Annotated in this window: 17 protein-coding genes and 1 pseudogene; 12 read left to right on the top strand and 6 right to left on the bottom strand. The window is 61.5% G+C overall.

What is annotated here, in order from left to right; all coding sequences use genetic code 11:
- Positions 1 to 145: 145 nt before the first annotated feature.
- Positions 146 to 922, top strand: a pseudogene (locus LIS66_RS28000) (cache domain-containing protein); the annotation flags it as partial.
- 84 nt (positions 923 to 1,006) lie between these two features.
- Complete coding sequence (locus tag LIS66_RS27995; RefSeq protein ID WP_370695145.1) at positions 1,007 to 1,828, top strand: methyl-accepting chemotaxis protein; 822 nt, start codon at positions 1,007 to 1,009, stop codon at positions 1,826 to 1,828.
- 245 nt (positions 1,829 to 2,073) lie between these two features.
- Here the strand turns inward: LIS66_RS27995 and LIS66_RS17310 are convergent, their stop codons facing one another.
- Entirely contained in the window at positions 2,074 to 3,009 is a 936-nt protein-coding gene (locus LIS66_RS17310; RefSeq protein ID WP_227972663.1) for a LysR family transcriptional regulator, read from the bottom strand.
- 113 nt (positions 3,010 to 3,122) lie between these two features.
- On the opposite strand from LIS66_RS17310, the gene LIS66_RS17305 reads away from it, so the two are divergent.
- From LIS66_RS17305 to LIS66_RS17295, 3 genes are all read left to right on the top strand, one after another.
- Positions 3,123 to 3,608 carry a DMT family transporter gene (locus LIS66_RS17305; protein ID WP_064361382.1) on the top strand — a complete coding sequence of 162 codons (486 nt, stop codon included), beginning with the start codon at positions 3,123 to 3,125 and terminating at the stop codon, positions 3,606 to 3,608.
- Positions 3,609 to 3,611: 3 nt separating this feature from the next.
- Positions 3,612 to 4,067 (top strand): DMT family transporter, encoded by a 456-nt coding sequence (locus LIS66_RS17300; protein ID WP_065616957.1) that lies wholly within the window; start codon positions 3,612 to 3,614, stop codon positions 4,065 to 4,067.
- A gap of 709 nt (positions 4,068 to 4,776) precedes the next feature.
- Positions 4,777 to 4,944 carry a metallothionein gene (locus tag LIS66_RS17295; protein WP_080902506.1) on the top strand — a complete coding sequence of 56 codons (168 nt, stop codon included), beginning with the start codon at positions 4,777 to 4,779 and terminating at the stop codon, positions 4,942 to 4,944.
- A 22-nt stretch (positions 4,945 to 4,966) separates the two neighbouring features.
- On the opposite strand, the gene LIS66_RS17290 is transcribed toward LIS66_RS17295, so the two are convergent.
- Both LIS66_RS17290 and LIS66_RS17285 read right to left on the bottom strand, forming a co-directional pair.
- Positions 4,967 to 5,239 carry a hypothetical protein gene (locus LIS66_RS17290; RefSeq protein ID WP_227972662.1) on the bottom strand — a complete coding sequence of 91 codons (273 nt, stop codon included), beginning with the start codon at positions 5,237 to 5,239 and terminating at the stop codon, positions 4,967 to 4,969.
- A 48-nt stretch (positions 5,240 to 5,287) separates the two neighbouring features.
- A complete protein-coding gene (locus LIS66_RS17285; protein WP_016775403.1) occupies positions 5,288 to 5,515 on the bottom strand; it encodes a DUF6555 family protein in 228 nt (75 codons plus the stop codon).
- A 146-nt stretch (positions 5,516 to 5,661) separates the two neighbouring features.
- Between LIS66_RS17285 and LIS66_RS17280 the strand changes: the two genes are divergently transcribed.
- From LIS66_RS17280 to mnmH, 5 genes are all read left to right on the top strand, one after another.
- A complete protein-coding gene (locus LIS66_RS17280; RefSeq protein ID WP_227972661.1) occupies positions 5,662 to 6,429 on the top strand; it encodes an AraC family transcriptional regulator in 768 nt (255 codons plus the stop codon).
- Between the two features lie 212 nt (positions 6,430 to 6,641).
- On the top strand, positions 6,642 to 6,815 hold the full coding sequence (locus LIS66_RS17275; protein WP_080902507.1) for a DUF1427 family protein: 174 nt from the start codon (positions 6,642 to 6,644) through the stop codon (positions 6,813 to 6,815).
- A 29-nt stretch (positions 6,816 to 6,844) separates the two neighbouring features.
- Positions 6,845 to 7,801 (top strand): quinone oxidoreductase family protein, encoded by a 957-nt coding sequence (locus LIS66_RS17270; protein ID WP_227972660.1) that lies wholly within the window; start codon positions 6,845 to 6,847, stop codon positions 7,799 to 7,801.
- A gap of 198 nt (positions 7,802 to 7,999) precedes the next feature.
- Positions 8,000 to 9,034: a selenide, water dikinase SelD gene (gene selD / locus LIS66_RS17265; RefSeq protein WP_042609115.1), complete on the top strand. Its 1,035-nt coding sequence runs from the start codon at positions 8,000 to 8,002 to the stop codon at positions 9,032 to 9,034.
- Complete coding sequence (mnmH, locus tag LIS66_RS17260; RefSeq protein WP_042609116.1) at positions 9,034 to 10,140, top strand: tRNA 2-selenouridine(34) synthase MnmH; 1,107 nt, start codon at positions 9,034 to 9,036, stop codon at positions 10,138 to 10,140. The genes selD and mnmH overlap by 1 nt, the downstream gene beginning before the upstream one ends.
- Positions 10,141 to 10,250: 110 nt before the next feature.
- On the opposite strand, the gene LIS66_RS17255 is transcribed toward mnmH, so the two are convergent.
- A complete protein-coding gene (locus LIS66_RS17255) occupies positions 10,251 to 10,925 on the bottom strand; it encodes a hypothetical protein (RefSeq protein WP_039763430.1) in 675 nt (224 codons plus the stop codon).
- 283 nt (positions 10,926 to 11,208) lie between these two features.
- Between LIS66_RS17255 and LIS66_RS17250 the strand changes: the two genes are divergently transcribed.
- Together LIS66_RS17250 and hemB are read left to right on the top strand one after the other, a co-directional pair.
- Entirely contained in the window at positions 11,209 to 11,907 is a 699-nt protein-coding gene (locus LIS66_RS17250; protein ID WP_227972659.1) for a glutathione binding-like protein, read from the top strand.
- Positions 11,908 to 12,154: 247 nt separating this feature from the next.
- Positions 12,155 to 13,129, top strand: coding sequence for a porphobilinogen synthase (hemB, locus tag LIS66_RS17245; protein ID WP_042609118.1), 975 nt, complete (start codon positions 12,155 to 12,157; stop codon positions 13,127 to 13,129).
- A 124-nt stretch (positions 13,130 to 13,253) separates the two neighbouring features.
- On the opposite strand, the gene LIS66_RS17240 is transcribed toward hemB, so the two are convergent.
- Entirely contained in the window at positions 13,254 to 14,783 is a 1,530-nt protein-coding gene (locus LIS66_RS17240; protein ID WP_227972658.1) for an FAD-dependent oxidoreductase, read from the bottom strand.
- A 303-nt stretch (positions 14,784 to 15,086) separates the two neighbouring features.
- Complete coding sequence (locus LIS66_RS17235; protein WP_227972655.1) at positions 15,087 to 17,291, bottom strand: TonB-dependent receptor; 2,205 nt, start codon at positions 17,289 to 17,291, stop codon at positions 15,087 to 15,089.
- Positions 17,292 to 17,337 lie beyond the last annotated feature (46 nt).

Genomic DNA, 17,337 nt, shown 5'->3' with positions numbered 1-17,337 from the left:
GTCGCCTCATCCGCTGACTGATACACCGCTATCGCGAGCAGGCTCACTCCTACAGGGGATTGGGTTGTTCCCGGACTCAACTTTTGCCCCGGCGTGCCGTTAAAGCCTTTAACCACGCCAATAAAACAAAAAAGTGAGTCCCCCGATGCGCCTGAGTCTGAAGGCTAAAGTCCTGTCCCTTGCCGTTCTGCCGGTGCTGCTCTTTGCGCTGGTCATCAGCGTGACCACGCTGTTCATCCTCCAGGAACAGGCGCGCAAGGAAGTCGAACAGACCCGCGAGCGGCTGCTCAGCGATGCCAAGGCCACCCTGCAAAGTTACGTCGCCGTGGCCATGACCACGATCAAACCCCTTTACGACGCCGCCGCACCGGGCGACGACGCGGCGCGGGCGCAGGCGATCAAATTGCTCTCGGGCATTCGCTACGGCAAGGACGGTTACTTCTTCGGCTACGATTCCGAGACCGTGCGCCTGTTCAAGGCCAACGACCCCGACGGCGTCGGCAAAAGCTTCAAGGACAACCGCGATCCGAACGGCGTCTACGTCAACCTCGGCCTGGTCAAAGTGGCCAAGGACGGCACCCACTATCTGCAATACAGCTCGCCACTGCCGGGCAACGCCAAGGTGCTGGTGCCGAAACTCGGCTACACCGAATACCTGCCGAAGTGGGACATGGCGGTCGGTACCTCGGTCAACCTCGACGGCATCGAAGCGCAAGTCGCGCAGGTCGAAGCGCAAGTGCAGGAGCGTGTGCAAGGCGTGGTGCTGAGCATCGTCGGCGTTGCCGTGTTGGTGCTGCTGGTGATCGCGGCGGCGGGCATGCTGCTGGCCAACACCATTCTGCGCCCGCTGACGCAAATGAAAGCCAGCCTCGACGATATCGCGGCGGGCGAGGGCGACCTGACCCGACGCCTGAACATCACCAGCCAGGACGAACTCGGTGAGCTGGCCGGCTCGTTCAATCGTTTCGTCGACAAGATCCACGGCCTGGTGCGGCAGATCACTGAAATGACCACGCAACTCACCGGCCTGGTCACCCAGGTCTCGGAACAGGCGCAGCGTTCCGATCAGGCCATGGAGCGTCAGCGCCACGAAACCGATCAGGTCGCTACGGCGATCAACGAAATGTCCGCCGCCGCCCAGGAGGTGGCGAAAAGCGCGCAGAACGCCGCCGTCGCCGCCCAGCAGACTGACGAAGAAGGCCAGAGCGCCAAGCGCGTGGTCGCGGGCAGCATCAAACAGATTCATGCGCTGGTCGATGACATCCGCAACAGCGGCGTGTCGCTGGACAGCCTGCAGCAGGACGTCAGTTCAATTGTCGGCGTGCTCGGGGTGATCCGTTCGATTGCCGAGCAGACCAATCTGTTGGCCTTGAACGCAGCCATCGAAGCGGCCCGTGCTGGCGAGGCCGGGCGTGGTTTCGCCGTGGTCGCCGACGAAGTGCGCGCGCTGGCCAGCCGAACGCAGATCAGCACCCAGGAAATCCAGGGCATGATCGACCGCTTGCAAGCGGGCACGCAGCAGGCGGTCGAGGCGATGCGCCGCTCCAGCGAGGCCGGCGACGGCACTTCCCAGCAAGCTAATCAGGCCGGCGCGTCGCTGGATGCCATGGCGCAGTTGATCGCGACGATCAACTCGATGAACGCGCAGATCGCCAGCGCAGCGGAAGAGCAGACAGCGGTGGCCGAAGAGATCAACCGCAGCGTGCATCAGATTGCCGTGGCGGTGGACAGCGTCGCTGATGAAACGCAGTTGGGTGCGCAGACCTCGCGCAGTCTGGCGGAGCTGGGGCAGCGGCTGGGCAAGCTGGTTGGTCAGTTCCGTATCTGATCGCCTGAAATGCCCCTCACCCTAGCCCTCTCCCAGAGGGAGAGGGGACCGACCGCGCGATCCTCGGGAGCTGCACCGACTTGAACGCTCTCGGGTGAATCCAAAAACGATCTGGTTCTGCGTCCAGCTGAATCCGGTCGATGGTGGATTCAAAGCGGGACATTCAGGTTGGCGAAATTCTCGAGCATCCCCCAATCAGTTCCCTCTCCCTCCGGGAGAGGGCTAGGGTGAGGGGCTCTTGATCTTCAAGCTCTGTCCCAATAGGGAATCTCGCCAAAGCATTCAACAAAAAAATCAATCACCGTCCTCACCTTCACCGACAACCGTCGGCTCCCCGGCCACAGCACCGCGATCTGCTGCGGCTCCAGACTGTTCGACACCTGATACTCCCCGAGCACCGGCACCAGTGTGCCTTCGCGCACCGCTTCGCCAATCAGCCACGACGGAAACATCACCAGCCCCAGCCCCTGCTGAGCGGCCTGGGTGAGGGTGTCGGCGTGGTTGCCGGTGATCGGGCCTCTGACCGTGTACGGCGTCCAGTTCGCACCGTCACGGCGAAAAAACCAGCGCTGCTGACCGGCCGCGCCTTTGTAGGCCAGGCACTGATGCTGCGCGAGTTCGTCGGGATGCTGTGGGGTGCCGTGGCGCTGCAGATAGGCCGGGCTGGCGGCGACCTGAAAGCGGTGCGGAGCGAGGATCCGAGCCTGCATGCTCGAGTCGTGCAGCGCACCGATGCGAAACAGCAGATCGGCGCCTTCCTGCAACGGATCGACGTAATGGTCGGTTTGCTGGATGTCCAGTTGCAGCTTCGGATAGCGCGCGCAGAGCTCGCCCAGCCACGGCGTCAGGTGGCGTTGGCCGAACACCACTGGCGCGTTGATCCGCACCAGTCCGGTGGGTTCGCTTTGCTGCTCCTGCAACGCTTGCTCGGCTTCTTCCAATTGCACCAGCAGCAACCGCGCATGATGGCCGAGCGTGCGCCCGGCTTCGGTCGGGGTGACGGCACGGGTGTGGCGGTAGAGCAATTGCTGATTCAGCGCCTGCTCCATCAACTGGATCTGTCGCGAGATAGACGAGGGCGCCACGCCTTCGCGGCGGGCGACTTCGGAAAAGCTGCCGTGGTCGAGGACCGCTACAAACAGCCGTAACGCCTTGAATCCGAGTTCATTGAGCCCGTGCATGCTGTGTCTCGCTGTGCGTTTTGCGCAAAAGTGTTGTCCGGATGCTCCCATTTATCGCACAGCGGCGCCAGCCGATAATTCGCGCCATTGTTTATGAGCGTGGAAGGTTGTGTATGCAGACGTTGGATGAGGGGTTGGTCGCGGCGCCGGTGAAGCGGTCGGTGTTACGTCTGTTGTTGCTGCCGCTGGTGATTCTCGCCGGCATGGGCTTGTCGGTGGAGGCGGGCTTGCTCGGGCCGTTGGGCGAGCAGGTCGGGCATTTGTGGGCAACTTTGAGCATCTTCGGCGTGGGCTCGGCGATTCTGTTTTTGCTGCTGCTGTTCGCCGGCCCGCGAAAAGGTCCGGCGCTGACCGAACTGCCACGCTGGCAGTTGATCGGCGGATTTCTGGGGCCGATCTACGTGGTGGTGCTGACGCTGGCGACGCCGCACATCGGCATTGCCATGACGATGATTGCGATTTTGTCCGGGCAGGTCGGCAAGAGTGTGCTGATCGACCATTTCGGCTGGTTCGGCGCGACGCGCAAGAAGGTCAACGGCGAGCGCTGGCTGGCGTTGGGTTTGATTGTGGTGGCTTTGGTTCTGATTGCTCGGGGGTGAATGATGGGTCTGGTGATTTTGTTGGCGGTGGTGGTGTTGGCCGGGGCGGTATTGAGTGTTCAGGCGGCGATCAATGGTCGCTTGGGTGAGACGGTGGGTGTGCTGCGTAGCAGTCTGCTGACCTTTGCCGTGGGTGCGGTGGTGACCGGGTTGTTGATCCTGTTTTTCGAGCCGGCGCAGGCGGTGAGTCTGCTGGAGGTGCCGAAGTGGCAGTTGACCGGGGCGCTGTTTGGCGTGGTGTACATGATGGTGATGGTCGGCGCGGTGCCAGTGGTCGGGACGGCTGTGGCGACCGTGGCGGTGATTGTCGGGCAGTTGGGGATGGGGATGTTGATCGACAATTTTGGCTGGTTGGGGAATCCGGCGATCGGCTTGTCTTCGAGCCGGATGCTGGCGATGGTTTGTTTGGCGGTGGCTTTGGTTTTCATGTATCGGAGCAGTTTGCGTTCTGCTGAGTGATTGGATTTGAGGACATATCCGTTGCTTCGGGTGTTGCTCATTACGGTTCCGCTCTTACAGCGGGTTACTTTTTCAGACGCCAAAAAGTAACCAAAAGGCTTGGCCCCGGCGTTCGGCCCGCTCGCTGGGGCTCGGGGTTCCTTCGTTCCGGAATCGATCCGGGCGCAGCGTCTCCGGTTTGCTTCGCTGCACCTCCTCCCGCTGTGTACGACTGCGTCGTACGGTCGCTGCGCTCCCACGCCCGGATCGATCCCTCCACTCAGCCTGCCGATGGGGCCGGCACGGCAAGATCAAGAGCGGTACTCGAGCTTGCGCTCATTGTTTTGAGTGGTGAATAGCGGGTGGTGCCTGCCTTGGTTTTTCTGGTGGGTTCGCCCCTCACCCCAGCCCTCTCCCGAGGGAGAGGGGGCCGATTTTTGGGCTTTTCAAATCTGCGTTCGACTCTGTATTCCACGTCGGCGGGTTTCTCGCAATCACCTCGGTCAGTCCCCTCTCCCTCCGGGAGAGGGCTAGGGTGAGGGGCTTTTGATGTCATGCGCAGGTCTGTGCTGCGCGAAGTCGTTCTTGTGGGAGCGAGCCTGCTCGCGGAAGCCATCTGCGCGGCGCCCAATCTCTCATCAATTGCCCAGCCTGCAAAATCACCTCCTACACTGTCTCTTACGGCTTACCACTCAAGCCCCAGACAACCACCACGCAAGGAGTCTGTCCCATGTCCGATAAAAAATGCGACTGCCCCGGCTGCAACTGCACCCTCAAAGAGGGCGAACATTCCTATGCTGTGCACGGTAAACACTATTGCTGCGAGGCCTGCGCTCATCACCACAAGCACGGTGAAGAATGTGCGATGAAGGGCTGCGGTTGCGCCCATCCGAAATAATCAGGGCAAAAAAAAGTGGAGCCTAATCAGGCTCCACTTCCATTTTCAGACTGTCGTCTTCCTGTCGTTCAAAGTGTCTCACCGTGCCTTGCAACGTTCGCCCCTTGACCTTGACCACCACGATCTTGGCCTGGTCCAGATCCTCCGGCACCGGTGCCTGGACGCACAAGGTGAAGCGGTAGGGGTCATCCGCCACCGTTTCCAGTGCCACCTCGCAATCCACCGTTTTGCTGATCTGGCCGAAGAAGGTGGTCAGGCCGTAATCCAGTCGGGCCGGGTGATAAGTGTCGGTCATCGTCGATTCCCCCTTGCGATTGTCAAGCCTGCGGTGAAGGCGATGGGGTCAGTTGGTCTGGCGCCAGGTGACGTTTTCCAGGCCGAATTTTTCTGCCATCGGTTTGCTGGTCTTTTGCACTTTTTCGCGGCCGAAGCGCGGGATGCGACCCACGCCCGCGTCGCAGCTTGCCCAGTGCCAGGCTTCGGCGTTGTCCATTTTGTCCGAGCGGATAATGAACGACTTGGGGGTGCCATGCAGTGTGTAGTCGATGACGTAAAGTTTTGCGTTGTTCATAAAGCCCGTATTCCTCCCTGTGGTAATAAACGGATCGCGCTGTGCCGAGAAAATTCAGTTGGATTGTCCGACGGTATCTATCGTTGGCGAGGGCGGGGCGTGCTGGTTACCATGGCGGCTTCGCCAACCCCCTGTGAACGCTCGCCATGGCCCTCGCCGCGCCCCCTGATCTGACCGACACCGATGTGCCCGTGCAACCGCTGGCGCGGACGTACCCGCGTGGTTTGTTCGTCGAGCCGCACGAGCATGTCTGGGGGCAGTTGCTGTATGCGATGAGCGGGGTGATGTGGGTGGAAACCCCGCACGAAGCACTGGTGGTGCCGCCGCAGCGGGCGGTGTGGTTGCCGCCGGGGGTGCCCCACGGGATTCGCGTGGTGTCGGACTTGCAGATGCGCAATATCTACCTGCGCCCGGCGTTGGCGGCGACGCTGGATGCGACGGTGCAGGTGATCCAAGTCGGCGGTTTGCTGCGCGAGTTGATCGTCGGGCTGGTGGCGCAGGGCGATGATGGCGAGGCTGAGTATTACGAGGCGCTGGTCGGGCTGGCGTTGCTGGAGTTGCGGCGGGCAAGGCGTTCGCAACTGAAGATCCCACTGCCGGATGAGTCCGACCGGCGTCTGATGAACCTGTGTCAGGCAGTGATGGCCGCGCCGTCACTGGAGATCCCGTTCGAGCAGCATGCGGAAAACGCTGGGGCCAGCGTGCGCACTCTGGCGCGGTTGTTCAAGGACAGCCTCGGCATGGGCTTCGCCGAATGGCGGCGCCAAGTGCAACTGGCGACGGCGGTGGCGGCGTTGATTCAGGGCGTGGCGGTGAGCGTCATCGCTCGCGAACTGGGTTATTCACCGAGCAGCTTCAGCGACATGTTTCGCCGAGAGCTGGGCGTCGCGCCTTCGCAATTCTCCACTGGCTGAACACAACCCCCTGTAGGAGTGAGCCTGCTCGCGATAACGGTCTTTCAGATGTTGATGAGTTGACTGAAACTCCGCTATCGCGAGCAGGCTCACTCCTACAGGGCGTTGTGGTGACCTTTTGGTTTTGTCCGAAATTCAGAAGTCCTTGGCCGATACCGCTCCGTCCCTTTCCCTAGACTCTGCCCATCACTTGTCGCGGCGGAGTTCCCCCCATGAACTACCTCATTTCTCTGACCATTGGCCTGGGCGTCGGCCTGCTCTACGGCGCGCTCGATTTCCGTTCTCCCGCACCGCCGGCCATAGCGCTGGTCGGTCTGCTCGGCATGTTGGCCGGTGAGCAGTTGTGGCCGATGGGCCGGCAACTGGTCGCTGGCTGGTTGTCCTGAATTTCCCTTTTTTCACGGTGGATGTGCCCATGAAAGCGTTGCAATTCGATCAGACCGGCGACCTGTCTTCCCTGCGTTTCGTCGACGTGCCGACCCCGGTGCCCGGCGTCGATGAAGTGCTGGTGCAGATCAAGGCTGCGGGCCTCAATCCCAGCGATGTGAAAAACGTCCTCGGTCGTTTCCCTTACACCACTTTGCCGCGGGTACCGGGACGGGATTTTGCCGGGGTGGTGGTCGAGGGACCGCAAGCGTTGATCGGTCAGGAAGTCTGGGGCACTGGCCGCGAGCTGGGTTTCTTCGCCGACGGCGCGCATGCGCAATTCGTCAAACTGCCGGCCAATGGCGTGGCGCACAAACCGGCGCATCTGAGTTTTGCCCAGGCGGCCAGCCTCGGCGTGCCGTACACCACGGCGTGGGATGCGCTGGAGCGCAGCCTGGTCAGCGCCGACACGCGCTTGCTGGTGATCGGCGGCGGGGCGGTGGCGACGGCGGCATTGGCCTTGGCGAAAGTGCGCGGCGCGCAGTTGCTGGCCGCCGCGCGCCGGCCCGAGCAGGTGGCGGATTTGCAGAAGCAGGGCTATCAGACGATTCAACTGGACAAGCCTGACGAGCTGGGTGCGCAGGTCAACGCGGTGTACCGCGGCGGCGCCGATGTGATCTTCGATACCACCGGTTTCTGGCTGCCGGCCTCGGTCGCCGCACTGGCCACCTTCGGCCGCATCGCCATCATCGCCGCCCCGGTCGACGGCCACGTGCACCTGCCGGCGCTGGCGCTGTATCGCAAGGGCGGCTCGGTGGTCGGGATCAACTCGTTGCTGTACGGCGTCGAGGCATGTGCGGCGATGCTTGAGCAGTTCGGGCGGTTCTTCGACGAAGATCGCTTGCCGCTGCCGCAGGGCCTGGTGGAAGTGCCGCTGGCGGAAGGGTTGGCGCGTTATGCAGAGGTCAATCAGGGTGGTGGCGACAAGATCATTTTGATTCCTTGAAGGACGCCATTCCCTCAGCCACCCGGATAACCTGTGGGAGCATGCCTGCTCGCGAAGACGCTGTGTCAGTCGCAATATTCGTCGACTGAAACGGCCTGTTCGCGAGCAGGCTCGCTCCCACAATGGGTTCCAGGGTGAAAGTCTCCACCTGCACCGGCTCTGCTAGAATCCGCCCCATTCATTGCCAGAGACTCTCCCATGAGCGAGCCGATTCGTCTGACCCAATACAGCCATGGCGCCGGTTGTGGCTGCAAGATTTCCCCACAGGTGCTGGAAGTGATCCTCGCCGGCAGCGGCGCACAGAACCTCGATCCCAAGCTCTGGGTCGGCAACGCGTCGCGCGATGACGCTGCGGTGTATGAGATCGATGCCGAGCGCGGTGTGGTGTCGACCACCGATTTCTTCATGCCGATTGTCGATGACCCGTTCGACTTCGGCCGCATCGCCGCGACCAACGCGATCAGCGACATCTACGCGATGGGTGGCGATCCGTTGATGGCGATTGCGATCCTCGGCTGGCCGGTGAACGTGCTGGCGCCGGAAGTGGCGCGGGAAGTGATTCGTGGCGGTCGCTCGGTGTGTGACGCCGCAGGCATACCGTTGGCGGGGGGGCATTCGATCGATGCGCCGGAGCCGATTTTCGGTCTTGCCGTTACCGGTCTGGTGGAAAAGCGCCACATGAAGCGCAACGACACCGCCACCGCCGGTTGCCTGTTGTATCTGACCAAACCGCTGGGCATCGGCATCCTCACTACCGCAGAAAAGAAGGGCAAATTGCGCGCCGCCGACGTCGGTGTCGCCCGTGACTGGATGTGTACCCTGAACAAGCCCGGCAGTCGTTTCGGCAAGCTCGCCGGCGTTACGGCGATGACCGATGTCACCGGTTTCGGCCTGCTCGGGCACTTGGTGGAAATGGCCGACGGCAGCCAGTTGACCGCGCGCATCGCCTACGACCGCGTGCCGCGTCTGGACAGCGTCGAGTACTACCTTGATCAAGGCTGTGTGCCAGGCGGTACGCTGCGCAATTTCGACAGCTACTCGAGCAAGGTCGGCCGCGTGCAGGAACTGCACAAGCGCGTGCTGTGCGATCCGCAAACCAGTGGCGGTCTGCTGATTGCGGTCACGCCCGAGGGCAATGAAGAGTTCCTCGGCGTTGCTGCCGAACTGGGGCTGAACCTTGAGCCGATCGGCGAACTGGTTGAGCGACAGACGAACGCAGTCGAGGTGATCTGATGCTCCGCGACTGCACTGACTACCGCGATATTTTCCTCAACGACCGGCCAATGATGGATGTCCGTGCGCCGGTTGAATTTTCCCACGGCGCGTTCCCGGGTGTGATCAATCTGCCGCTGATGAACGACCGTGAGCGCGAACAGGTCGGCACCTGTTACAAACAGCACGGGCAGCAAGCCGCGATTGCTCTGGGTGAGCGGCTGGTGTCGGCCGAGGTTCGGGAGGCACGCATCCAGGGCTGGGTCGAATTCGCCCGTAACCACCCCGACGGCTATCTCTATTGTTTCCGCGGTGGTCTGCGTTCACAGATCGTCCAGCAATGGATCAAGGACGAAGGTGGTATCGATTACCCGCGTGTGGGCGGTGGCTACAAGGCCATGCGCACGTTCCTCCTGGAAACGGTCGATCAGGCTGTGGCCGAATGCGATCTGGTTCTGCTCGGTGGCATGACCGGTACTGGCAAGACCGAAGTGCTGGTGCAGTTGAGCAATGGTCTGGATCTGGAAGGCCATGCCAATCACCGCGGTTCGAGTTTCGGCAAGCGCGCCACCGGGCAACCGGGCAACATCGATTTCGAGAATCGCCTGGCTGTCGATGTGCTGAAAAAGCGCGCCCGCGGGATCGGGCAATTTGTCCTGGAAGACGAGAGTCGGGTGGTCGGCAGCTGTGCTTTGCCGTTGCCGCTGTACCGGAGCATGCAAGCGGCACCGCTGGTCTGGCTTGAAGACAGCCTTGAGAATCGGGTCGAGCGAATCCTCCAGGATTACGTGATTGACCTGCACGCCGAGTTCGTCGCCTTGCATGGCGAGCAGGTGGGTTTCGCCCTATATGCCGAGCGATTGATTGCCAGCCTGAACAATATTCAGCGTCGCCTGGGTGGCGAGCGCTATCAACGACTGTACGGTCAGATGGAGGCGGCACTGGCCGAACAGGCCCGGAGCGGTTCGGTCGAGCTGTTTCGCGATTGGACAAGCGTGTTGCTGCGTGAGTACTACGACCCGATGTATGTGTTCCAGCGCGAAAAGAAGGGAGGGCGGATCGAGTTCGCCGGGGAGCGTCAGGCGGTGATCGAGTATTTGCGCGAGCGGGTGAATCAGAGGATTTAGCGTCGGTTGTACCGGCCTCATCGCGAGCAGGCTCACTCCTACAGGTGGAACGCGTTCCAAATGTAGGAGTGAGCCTGCTCGCGATAGGGCCAGGTCAGGCGATAAAAATCTCAGGTCGGGCAGGTGTCCTTGCCGTTATCCAGCCCCTGCTTGTAGCTATGGCTCTGCAGACTGGCCTTGCCGTTGTGCCACTTCAGGGTGAGCACGTACAGCGAGTCGAAGTCGTCTCCAGCCCAGTCATCGGTGATCTTCTGCCGCTCGCCCACCGCATTGCCGGCGACCTTGTTGATCAGCTCCGGCAGATAGCCGTGTGACCAGGCGGTGTAGATCGTCGAGTTGTGGTATTTCTCGTCCAGCAGCTCGCGGGCCAGATCGCTGGTGTCGTTGGCGGAGAACTCGATGTTCACCGGCAGGCCAAGCTTGATCGCGGCCGGGCTGATGGTCATCAGCGGGCGAATGTAGCTGTAGGAGTTATCCAGCTCGCCTTCTTCAACGTTGCGTGTCGGGTTGGCGGCGAACACGTAGTCGGCCTTGCCGAATTTTTCCGGCAGCAGTGTCGACAGATCGATGGCGCGGTTCAGGCCCTGGCAGTTGAGCTGGCCTAAGCCGCCTTCGGGTTTTTCCGCATGACGCAGGAACACCAGGGTCTGCGTGCCGTCCGCCGGTTGCGCGCGGCTTTCACTGGATTCGAGGGACAGAAATAGCGCACTGACTGCCAGCAGGGAGGGCAGGGCCACGTACGCGCGATGTTTGAAACGTTTGGCGAAACTCATCAGGTTCGTCATCAATTCGAAGATTCTTCAGCAAAATCGGTTAAGGCTGACAAACCTTTGCACCGCGGGCTCCCAGCACCGGGTGTTTCCCTGTCGTGAACAGCTTCCTCTGCGAGAAAGGCATAGCTCAGAGTCCTGTAATGCCCGTTTGGTTCGATCCGGGCCAGTGCGCAGCACTCTAACGGCAACCTTTGCGGGCATGCAGGCAGGTTAGCGACAGGATGTTACGGTTCGTGTAGGCGCCAACCCGGGCCTACATTATGATCGGCTTTCAATTTGTGACTGGATGCTTCCAATGACCGATCTGTCTGCATTCCCGATTACTCAGAAATGGCCGGCGCAGTACCCGGACTGGATTCAGCTCTACTCCCTGCCGACCCCCAACGGCGTCAAAGTGTCGATCATGCTCGAAGAGATCGGCCTGCCGTACGAGCCGCACCGCGTCGGCTTCGACACCAACGACCAGACCTCGGCGGAGTTTCTCTCGCTGAACCCGAACAACAAGATCCCGGCGATCCTCGACCCGTATGGCCCGGAAGATCAGCCGCTGCCGCTGTTCGAATCCGGCGCGATCCTGATTTATCTGGCCGACAAGAGCGGCCAGTTGCTCGCTCAGGAAGGCGCGCTGCGCTACGAGACCATTCAATGGCTGATGTGGCAGATGGGCGGCATCGGCCCGATGTTCGGCCAGCTCGGTTTCTTCAACAAATTCGCTGGCAAGGATTACGAGGACAAGCGCCCGCGTGACCGCTATGTCGAGGAGAGCAAACGCCTGTTGAACGTGCTCAACACCCGCCTTGAAGGCCGCGACTGGATCATGGGCGAGCGCTACACCATTGCCGATATCGCCACGTTCCCGTGGATGCGCAATCTGCTCGGCTTCTATGAGGCAGGGGATCTGGTCGGGATTCAGAATTTCCCCAACGTCACCCGGGTGCTGGAGCGGTTCCTCGCTCGCCCGGCAGTCATCCGCGGCCTGACCATTCCTTCCTGACCCACCGCGTTCCTTTTGTAGGAGTGAGCCTGCTCGCGATAGCGGTGTATCAGTGGAGAAATTTATGTCCGACACACTGCTATCGCGAGCAGGCTCACTCCTACAGGGGGATTTGTTGCGTTTTATCGATTATTGCAAGCCCGGTAACGCTCTCTTGGCCGATCCAGGTTTGTCCCGCACCCGCCGCAAGGCATAAGCTTCGCCCCCTACGACTTTCGTCTCATCCGCTGTTTTCAGGAAAGGCCCCATGTCCAGTCAGTTCCCCGAAGCACGTCCCCGCCGTCTGCGCCGCAATGCGAGCCTGCGCAGTCTGTTCCAGGAAACCGAATTCAGCCTCAACGATCTGGTGCTGCCGATATTCGTCGAGGAAGAGATCGACGACTTCGTGCCGATCACCAGCATGCCCGGCGTGCAGCGCATCCCCGAGCGCAAACTGGCCAGTGAAATCGAGCGCTATGCCCGTGCCGGGATCAAGTCGGTGATGACCTTTGGCGTGTCCCATCATCTCGACGCCAACGGCAGCGACACCTGGCGCGAAGACGGCCTGGTCTCGCGCATGTCGCGCATCGCCAAGGATGCCGTGCCGGAAATGATCGTGATGTCCGACACCTGCTTCTGCGAGTACACCGACCACGGCCATTGCGGTGTGATGCACAATCACGAAGTCGACAACGACCAGACCCTGATCAATCTTGGCAAGCAAGCCGTGGCCGCCGCTCGCGCCGGGGCTGACGTAATCGCACCGTCGGCAGCAATGGATGGCCAGGTGCGCGCGATTCGCCAGGCACTGGACGCGGCCGGCTTCACGCAGATTCCGATCATGGCCTACTCGACCAAATTCGCTTCTGCGCTGTACGGTCCGTTCCGCGAGGCCGGCGGCAGCGCGCTCAAGGGTGATCGCAAGAGCTATCAGATGAACCCGATGAATCGTCGCGAAGCCCTGCGCGAATCGCTGCTCGATGAGCAGGAAGGCGCGGATGCGCTGATGGTAAAACCGGCTGGCGCCTACCTCGACATCATCCGTGACATTCGTCAGGCTTCGAACCTGCCATTGGCGGCGTATCAGGTCAGCGGCGAGTACGCGATGATCAAGTTCGGCGCCCAGGCCGGGGCGATCGATGAAGATCGCGTGGTGCGCGAAAGCCTTGGCGCCATCAAGCGTGCGGGCGCGGATCTGATCTTCACTTACTTTGCGATGGATCTGGCACTGGCCGGGATCTAAGCCCAGCACAAATCCAGACTGTAGGAGTGAGCCTGCTCGCGATAGCGGTGTGTCAGACATGAATTTTCTCCACTGACACAACGCTATCGCGAGCAGGCTCACTCCTACAGGGGGTTGTGGTGTGTCAGTTGAAGAACGGGCGGATGCCGTGATCGCGGAAGTAGCGCTCGATCACTTTTGGATCGGCACTGTTATCCGCAATCGCCACATAGGTATCCGGGCGCAGCAGGTAAAAGCCGTTGCGGCCCAATCCGGCTGTTTCAAACGCCGGGCGCCAGTCGAAGACGTGCAGCGGCAAGTGATGTTCGGCGCACCAGGCGATCATCTCGTCGCTGGTGTCGCCGTAGACATGCACCTGCCAGCACGGCTGCCGCAGCGGTCCGAAATTATCTCCTTCGCCATCATGCGCCCACGGCAAGCGGTCGCCGCCGTGCACATGGCCGGCTTCGCCCTGACTCAGCGGCAAGCCGCGATAGTTGAGGGTGACTTGCGAGACGGTGCGAAAGAGGAACTCACGGCTTGCTTCGAACGCGGCCATTTTCGGAAGCAGAAACGGCGCTACACGCATACGTAGCAGGTCGGCCATGCGCCCCTCGGCAGTGACGAAACTGAAGACCTTGTCGGTCGTCGAGACCAGTCGGCGGGCGAAGGCGATGCGCTCGGTTTCGTAGGTGTCGAGCAGTTTCGGTTCGGCACCACCGCTGAGCACGGCGGCGAGCTTCCAGGCCAGATTGATCGCATCGCCGATGCCGGTGTTCATGCCTTGGCCGCCCGCGGGGCTGTGTACGTGGGCGGCATCGCCGAGCAGAAATGCCCGGCCATCACGGAAGTGTTCGGCCACCCGGTGATGCACGCGGTAGGTGGAGAACCAGTGCACGTCTTCGATATGCACTTTCAGATGCTCGATGGCGCGGCTGCTTACGTCGGAAAATTGCAGGGTTTCGGCACGCTCGGCGCGTTCGTCCCGAACGGTGCCGATCAGCCGCGCGCGGCCTTCGCCCGCCAGGGGGAACACCGCGAGAAAGTCCGCTTCGTCCAGATCCAGATGCAGCTCGCCATTGAGCGCCGGGCCGCTGACCGTGACATCGGCGACGTAGAAAATCTGCTGATAGGTGCCGCCGGGGAAATCGGTGTCGAGGGTTTTGCGCACCACCGAACGGGCGCCGTCGCAACCGGCCAGATAGCAGGCCTGACAGACTTCCTGCTGGCCATCCGGCAGGCGCAGATGCGCGGTGATGGTGTCGCCGGTGTCCTCGAAGCTGTCCAGCGCGGTATTGCGCTCGACGCTGACGCCGTAATCTTCAAGGCGCTCGAGCAGCAGCCGTTCGTGCTCGTCCTGCGGGAAAATTTCGACGAAGGCGTAGGGAGTGAGGCCTTCGCCGATGCGCTTGAGTGGCAACAGCGCGACCGGTTTGCCGTTGACCCAGAAGTTCGCCGCCGCGACCTGATGGCCACGCCGCACGATGGTGTCGGCCAGGTCGAGTTGGCGATACAGCTCGAGGGTTCTCGCTTGCACGGCCAAAGCGCGGGAAGTAGTGCCGGGCGCTGTAGTCTTGTCGATGATGCGCACGCGCACGCCGAGTCTGCTCAGCCACAGCGCCAGGACCAGACCGGTCGGGCCGGCGCCGATGATCAGCACGTCGCTGCGGTTCATGGGGCTGTCCTCCTCTGGCTGTGCAGCAAGTATGGATCAGCGGGAGAGGGTGGCCAGTGTGGTCGGCCGGACGGGACAGGGCGGCTGTTTTGTGCATACCTGGGAATGGGCTGCACGGCTGCAACCCCTCACCCCAGCCCTCTCCCGAGGGAGAGGGAGCCGATCGGGGGCTTTTCCAGTCCTGAGTTCGACTGGATATTTCAGGTCGGCGTAGTTCGAGAGAACATCTCGGTCAGTCCCCTCTCCCTTTGGGAGAGGGTTTGGGAGAGGGTTAGGGTGAGGGGCTTTTGATCTTTTTAGTGCTTAGAAATCAATCGTTCCGGACAGCTTCGCCACCCGCGGTTCACCCTGGGTCAGGTACCCGCCCTGAGCCGATTCCCAGTACTTCTTGTTCGCCACGTTCTCAACGCCGAAACGCAGCGTCACGTCTTTCTCCGACACCTTGAACGCATAGCGCGCACCTGCGTCGAAGCGGTTCCACGTTGGCAGGCTGAGGTTGTTCGCCGCGTCGGCGTATTGCCCGCCGGTGCGCAGCATCCGCGCATTCAGCGCGACGCCTTGCAGACCCGGCACGTCCCAATCCACGCCAGCGTTGAACTGGAAGGTCGGCACGCCGATGGCGTGGTTGCCATCGTTGGCACCGTTGAGGGTGTTTTTCAGTTCGGTGTCCATCAGGGTCAGGCCGCTGATCAGGCGCAGGCCATCGATCGGCTCGCCGAACACGTTCATTTCCACGCCTTTGTTGATCTGTTCGCCTTCACGGACGTAGGTGCAAGTGGTCGGACCGTTGATTTCGCAGTAGCCATCGCTTGGCTGTTCGATGCGGTAAACACCCAGACTTGCGCCGTAGGTACCCATGTCGACTTTCACGCCCAGCTCGGTCTGCTTGGAGCGTTTCGGTGCGTAGACTTCGTTGCCGTTGGTCACGCGGAAACCGCCGGAGCTGGTCGGCGAGGTCGGACCCTGCGCCAGGCCCTCGATGTGGTTGGCGTAGATCGACACATGCTCCCACGGCTTGAACACGATGCCGTACACCGGCGTGGTGATCGATTCGTCGTAGCTCGACTTACGTCCGCCACTGCCCCAACTGGCGTAGTTATAACCCTGTACAACCAGCTGTTGACGGCGCAAGCCGGCGGTGACCAGCAGGCGATCGTCGAAGAAACCGAGGGTGTCGGAAATCGCCACGCTGCGGTTGAAGGTCTTGCCGACGATGCCAGGATCACTAAGGTCCCCACCGACATTCCCAGTTATTGGTGCCGGGGCTTGAATCGGATGATAAATATTGTTTGCGGTTTGTGTTCTATCAAAATCATAGGCACTGCGCTGCTCAGCCCAGATCCCGGTCAGGCCGAAATTCAGCTTGTGGCTGACCGGGCCGGTGTTGAATTTGCCGTTGAGGCCGGCCATGACGCTGGTGTTGTCCTCGTCATGGGGCACGAACGAGCCGGTGGTGAACGAAGCGCCGCTGTTGCCGACCAGGGTGGTCGAGTTGTAGCGGCCGACTTCACGGGTGTGCTTGGCGCCACCGGCGGCGTAGGCGGTCCAGTTGTCGTTGAGGTCGTACTCGGCGCGGAGCATGCCGAAGGTGTCTTCGATGTCGGTGTAGCCCCACTTCGGCGCGTAGTTGGTGTCCGCCGATGGCGCGTCCGGCAGGTGCGTGGCGGTACCGAGGTTGACCGAGCTGCGGCCACCGTTGACGCGTTCTTTCTGATAGGCAAAGTCGCCGGAAAGCCGCAGCGCATCGCCGCGATAATCCAGACCGATGGCGAACAGTTTCGAGCGCTGGTTCTCGTGATCGATGCCGGTGTCGCCTTCGCGCTGGGACAGGTTGACCCGCGCGCCGAAGCGATTGTCTTCCCCGAAACGCTGGCCGATATCGAAGTGATGACCGATGCGACCTTCGCTGTTGATGTCGGTGGTGTAACGGCGCAGCGGCACATCGCCGGCGCGTTTTGGTTGCAGGTTGACGCCGCCGCCGATGCCGGAACCGGTCGGGGTTACGCCATTGATGAAGGCATTGGGGCCTTTGAACACTTCTACGCGTTCCAGTGCATCGGTGGAAATGATCTGCCGGGGCAAGACGCCGTACAGGCCGTTGTAGGAAATATCATCGCCATTGAGCGGCAGGCCGCGAATCATGAAGACCTGCGCCTGGTTGGAGAAGCCCGAGGCCTGGCGCACCGAGGAATCGTTGAGCAGCACATCGGCAACGTTTTCCGCCTGCTGGTCCTGGATCAGTTGCTCGGTGTAGGACGCCGCGCTGAACGGCACGTCCATCATGTCCTGATTGCCCAGCACGCCCAATTGGCCGCCGCGTGCAACCTGACCGCCAGCGTAGACCGGGGGCAGGGCGTTGGGGGTTGGGGCCTGGGCGTTGACGTTGACGTCGTCGAGCACGAGCTCTTTGCTGTTGTCTTCAGCGGCGTGGGCGGTAACGGTCAGGGAACATAGCAGGGCAAGCAAAGTCGGGCGGAACGGAGCGCCAAGTCGAGCTGAAGCGGGCATGTCGGATACCTGGAGGCGAGCGGCCAATGAATAAAATAAGGGCGGC

The organism is Pseudomonas sp. HN2, from assembly GCF_020736465.1.
GTDB classification, from domain to species: Bacteria; Pseudomonadota; Gammaproteobacteria; order Pseudomonadales; family Pseudomonadaceae; genus Aquipseudomonas; species Aquipseudomonas moraviensis_A.
This window is presented reverse-complemented; position numbering and strand designations above follow the sequence as displayed.

What these genes read in the sequence shown, in the direction of transcription:
- selD (WP_042609115.1), top strand. Translation starts at nt 8,000, where the DNA reads ATGAGCGAGCCGATTCGTCTGACCCAATACAGCCATGGCGCCGGTTGT.
- mnmH (WP_042609116.1), top strand. Translation starts at nt 9,034, where the DNA reads ATGCTCCGCGACTGCACTGACTACCGCGATATTTTCCTCAACGACCGG.
- LIS66_RS27995 (WP_370695145.1), top strand. Translation starts at nt 1,007, where the DNA reads ATGACCACGCAACTCACCGGCCTGGTCACCCAGGTCTCGGAACAGGCG.
- LIS66_RS17255 (WP_039763430.1), bottom strand. Translation starts at nt 10,925, where the DNA reads ATGACGAACCTGATGAGTTTCGCCAAACGTTTCAAACATCGCGCGTAC.
- LIS66_RS17270 (WP_227972660.1), top strand. Translation starts at nt 6,845, where the DNA reads ATGAAAGCGTTGCAATTCGATCAGACCGGCGACCTGTCTTCCCTGCGT.
- hemB (WP_042609118.1), top strand. Translation starts at nt 12,155, where the DNA reads ATGTCCAGTCAGTTCCCCGAAGCACGTCCCCGCCGTCTGCGCCGCAAT.
- LIS66_RS17305 (WP_064361382.1), top strand. Translation starts at nt 3,123, where the DNA reads ATGCAGACGTTGGATGAGGGGTTGGTCGCGGCGCCGGTGAAGCGGTCG.
- LIS66_RS17290 (WP_227972662.1), bottom strand. Translation starts at nt 5,239, where the DNA reads ATGACCGACACTTATCACCCGGCCCGACTGGATTACGGCCTGACCACC.
- LIS66_RS17235 (WP_227972655.1), bottom strand. Translation starts at nt 17,291, where the DNA reads ATGCCCGCTTCAGCTCGACTTGGCGCTCCGTTCCGCCCGACTTTGCTT.
- LIS66_RS17280 (WP_227972661.1), top strand. Translation starts at nt 5,662, where the DNA reads ATGGCCCTCGCCGCGCCCCCTGATCTGACCGACACCGATGTGCCCGTG.
- LIS66_RS17310 (WP_227972663.1), bottom strand. Translation starts at nt 3,009, where the DNA reads ATGCACGGGCTCAATGAACTCGGATTCAAGGCGTTACGGCTGTTTGTA.
- LIS66_RS17240 (WP_227972658.1), bottom strand. Translation starts at nt 14,783, where the DNA reads ATGAACCGCAGCGACGTGCTGATCATCGGCGCCGGCCCGACCGGTCTG.
- LIS66_RS17285 (WP_016775403.1), bottom strand. Translation starts at nt 5,515, where the DNA reads ATGAACAACGCAAAACTTTACGTCATCGACTACACACTGCATGGCACC.
- LIS66_RS17275 (WP_080902507.1), top strand. Translation starts at nt 6,642, where the DNA reads ATGAACTACCTCATTTCTCTGACCATTGGCCTGGGCGTCGGCCTGCTC.
- LIS66_RS17300 (WP_065616957.1), top strand. Translation starts at nt 3,612, where the DNA reads ATGGGTCTGGTGATTTTGTTGGCGGTGGTGGTGTTGGCCGGGGCGGTA.
- LIS66_RS17250 (WP_227972659.1), top strand. Translation starts at nt 11,209, where the DNA reads ATGACCGATCTGTCTGCATTCCCGATTACTCAGAAATGGCCGGCGCAG.
- LIS66_RS17295 (WP_080902506.1), top strand. Translation starts at nt 4,777, where the DNA reads ATGTCCGATAAAAAATGCGACTGCCCCGGCTGCAACTGCACCCTCAAA.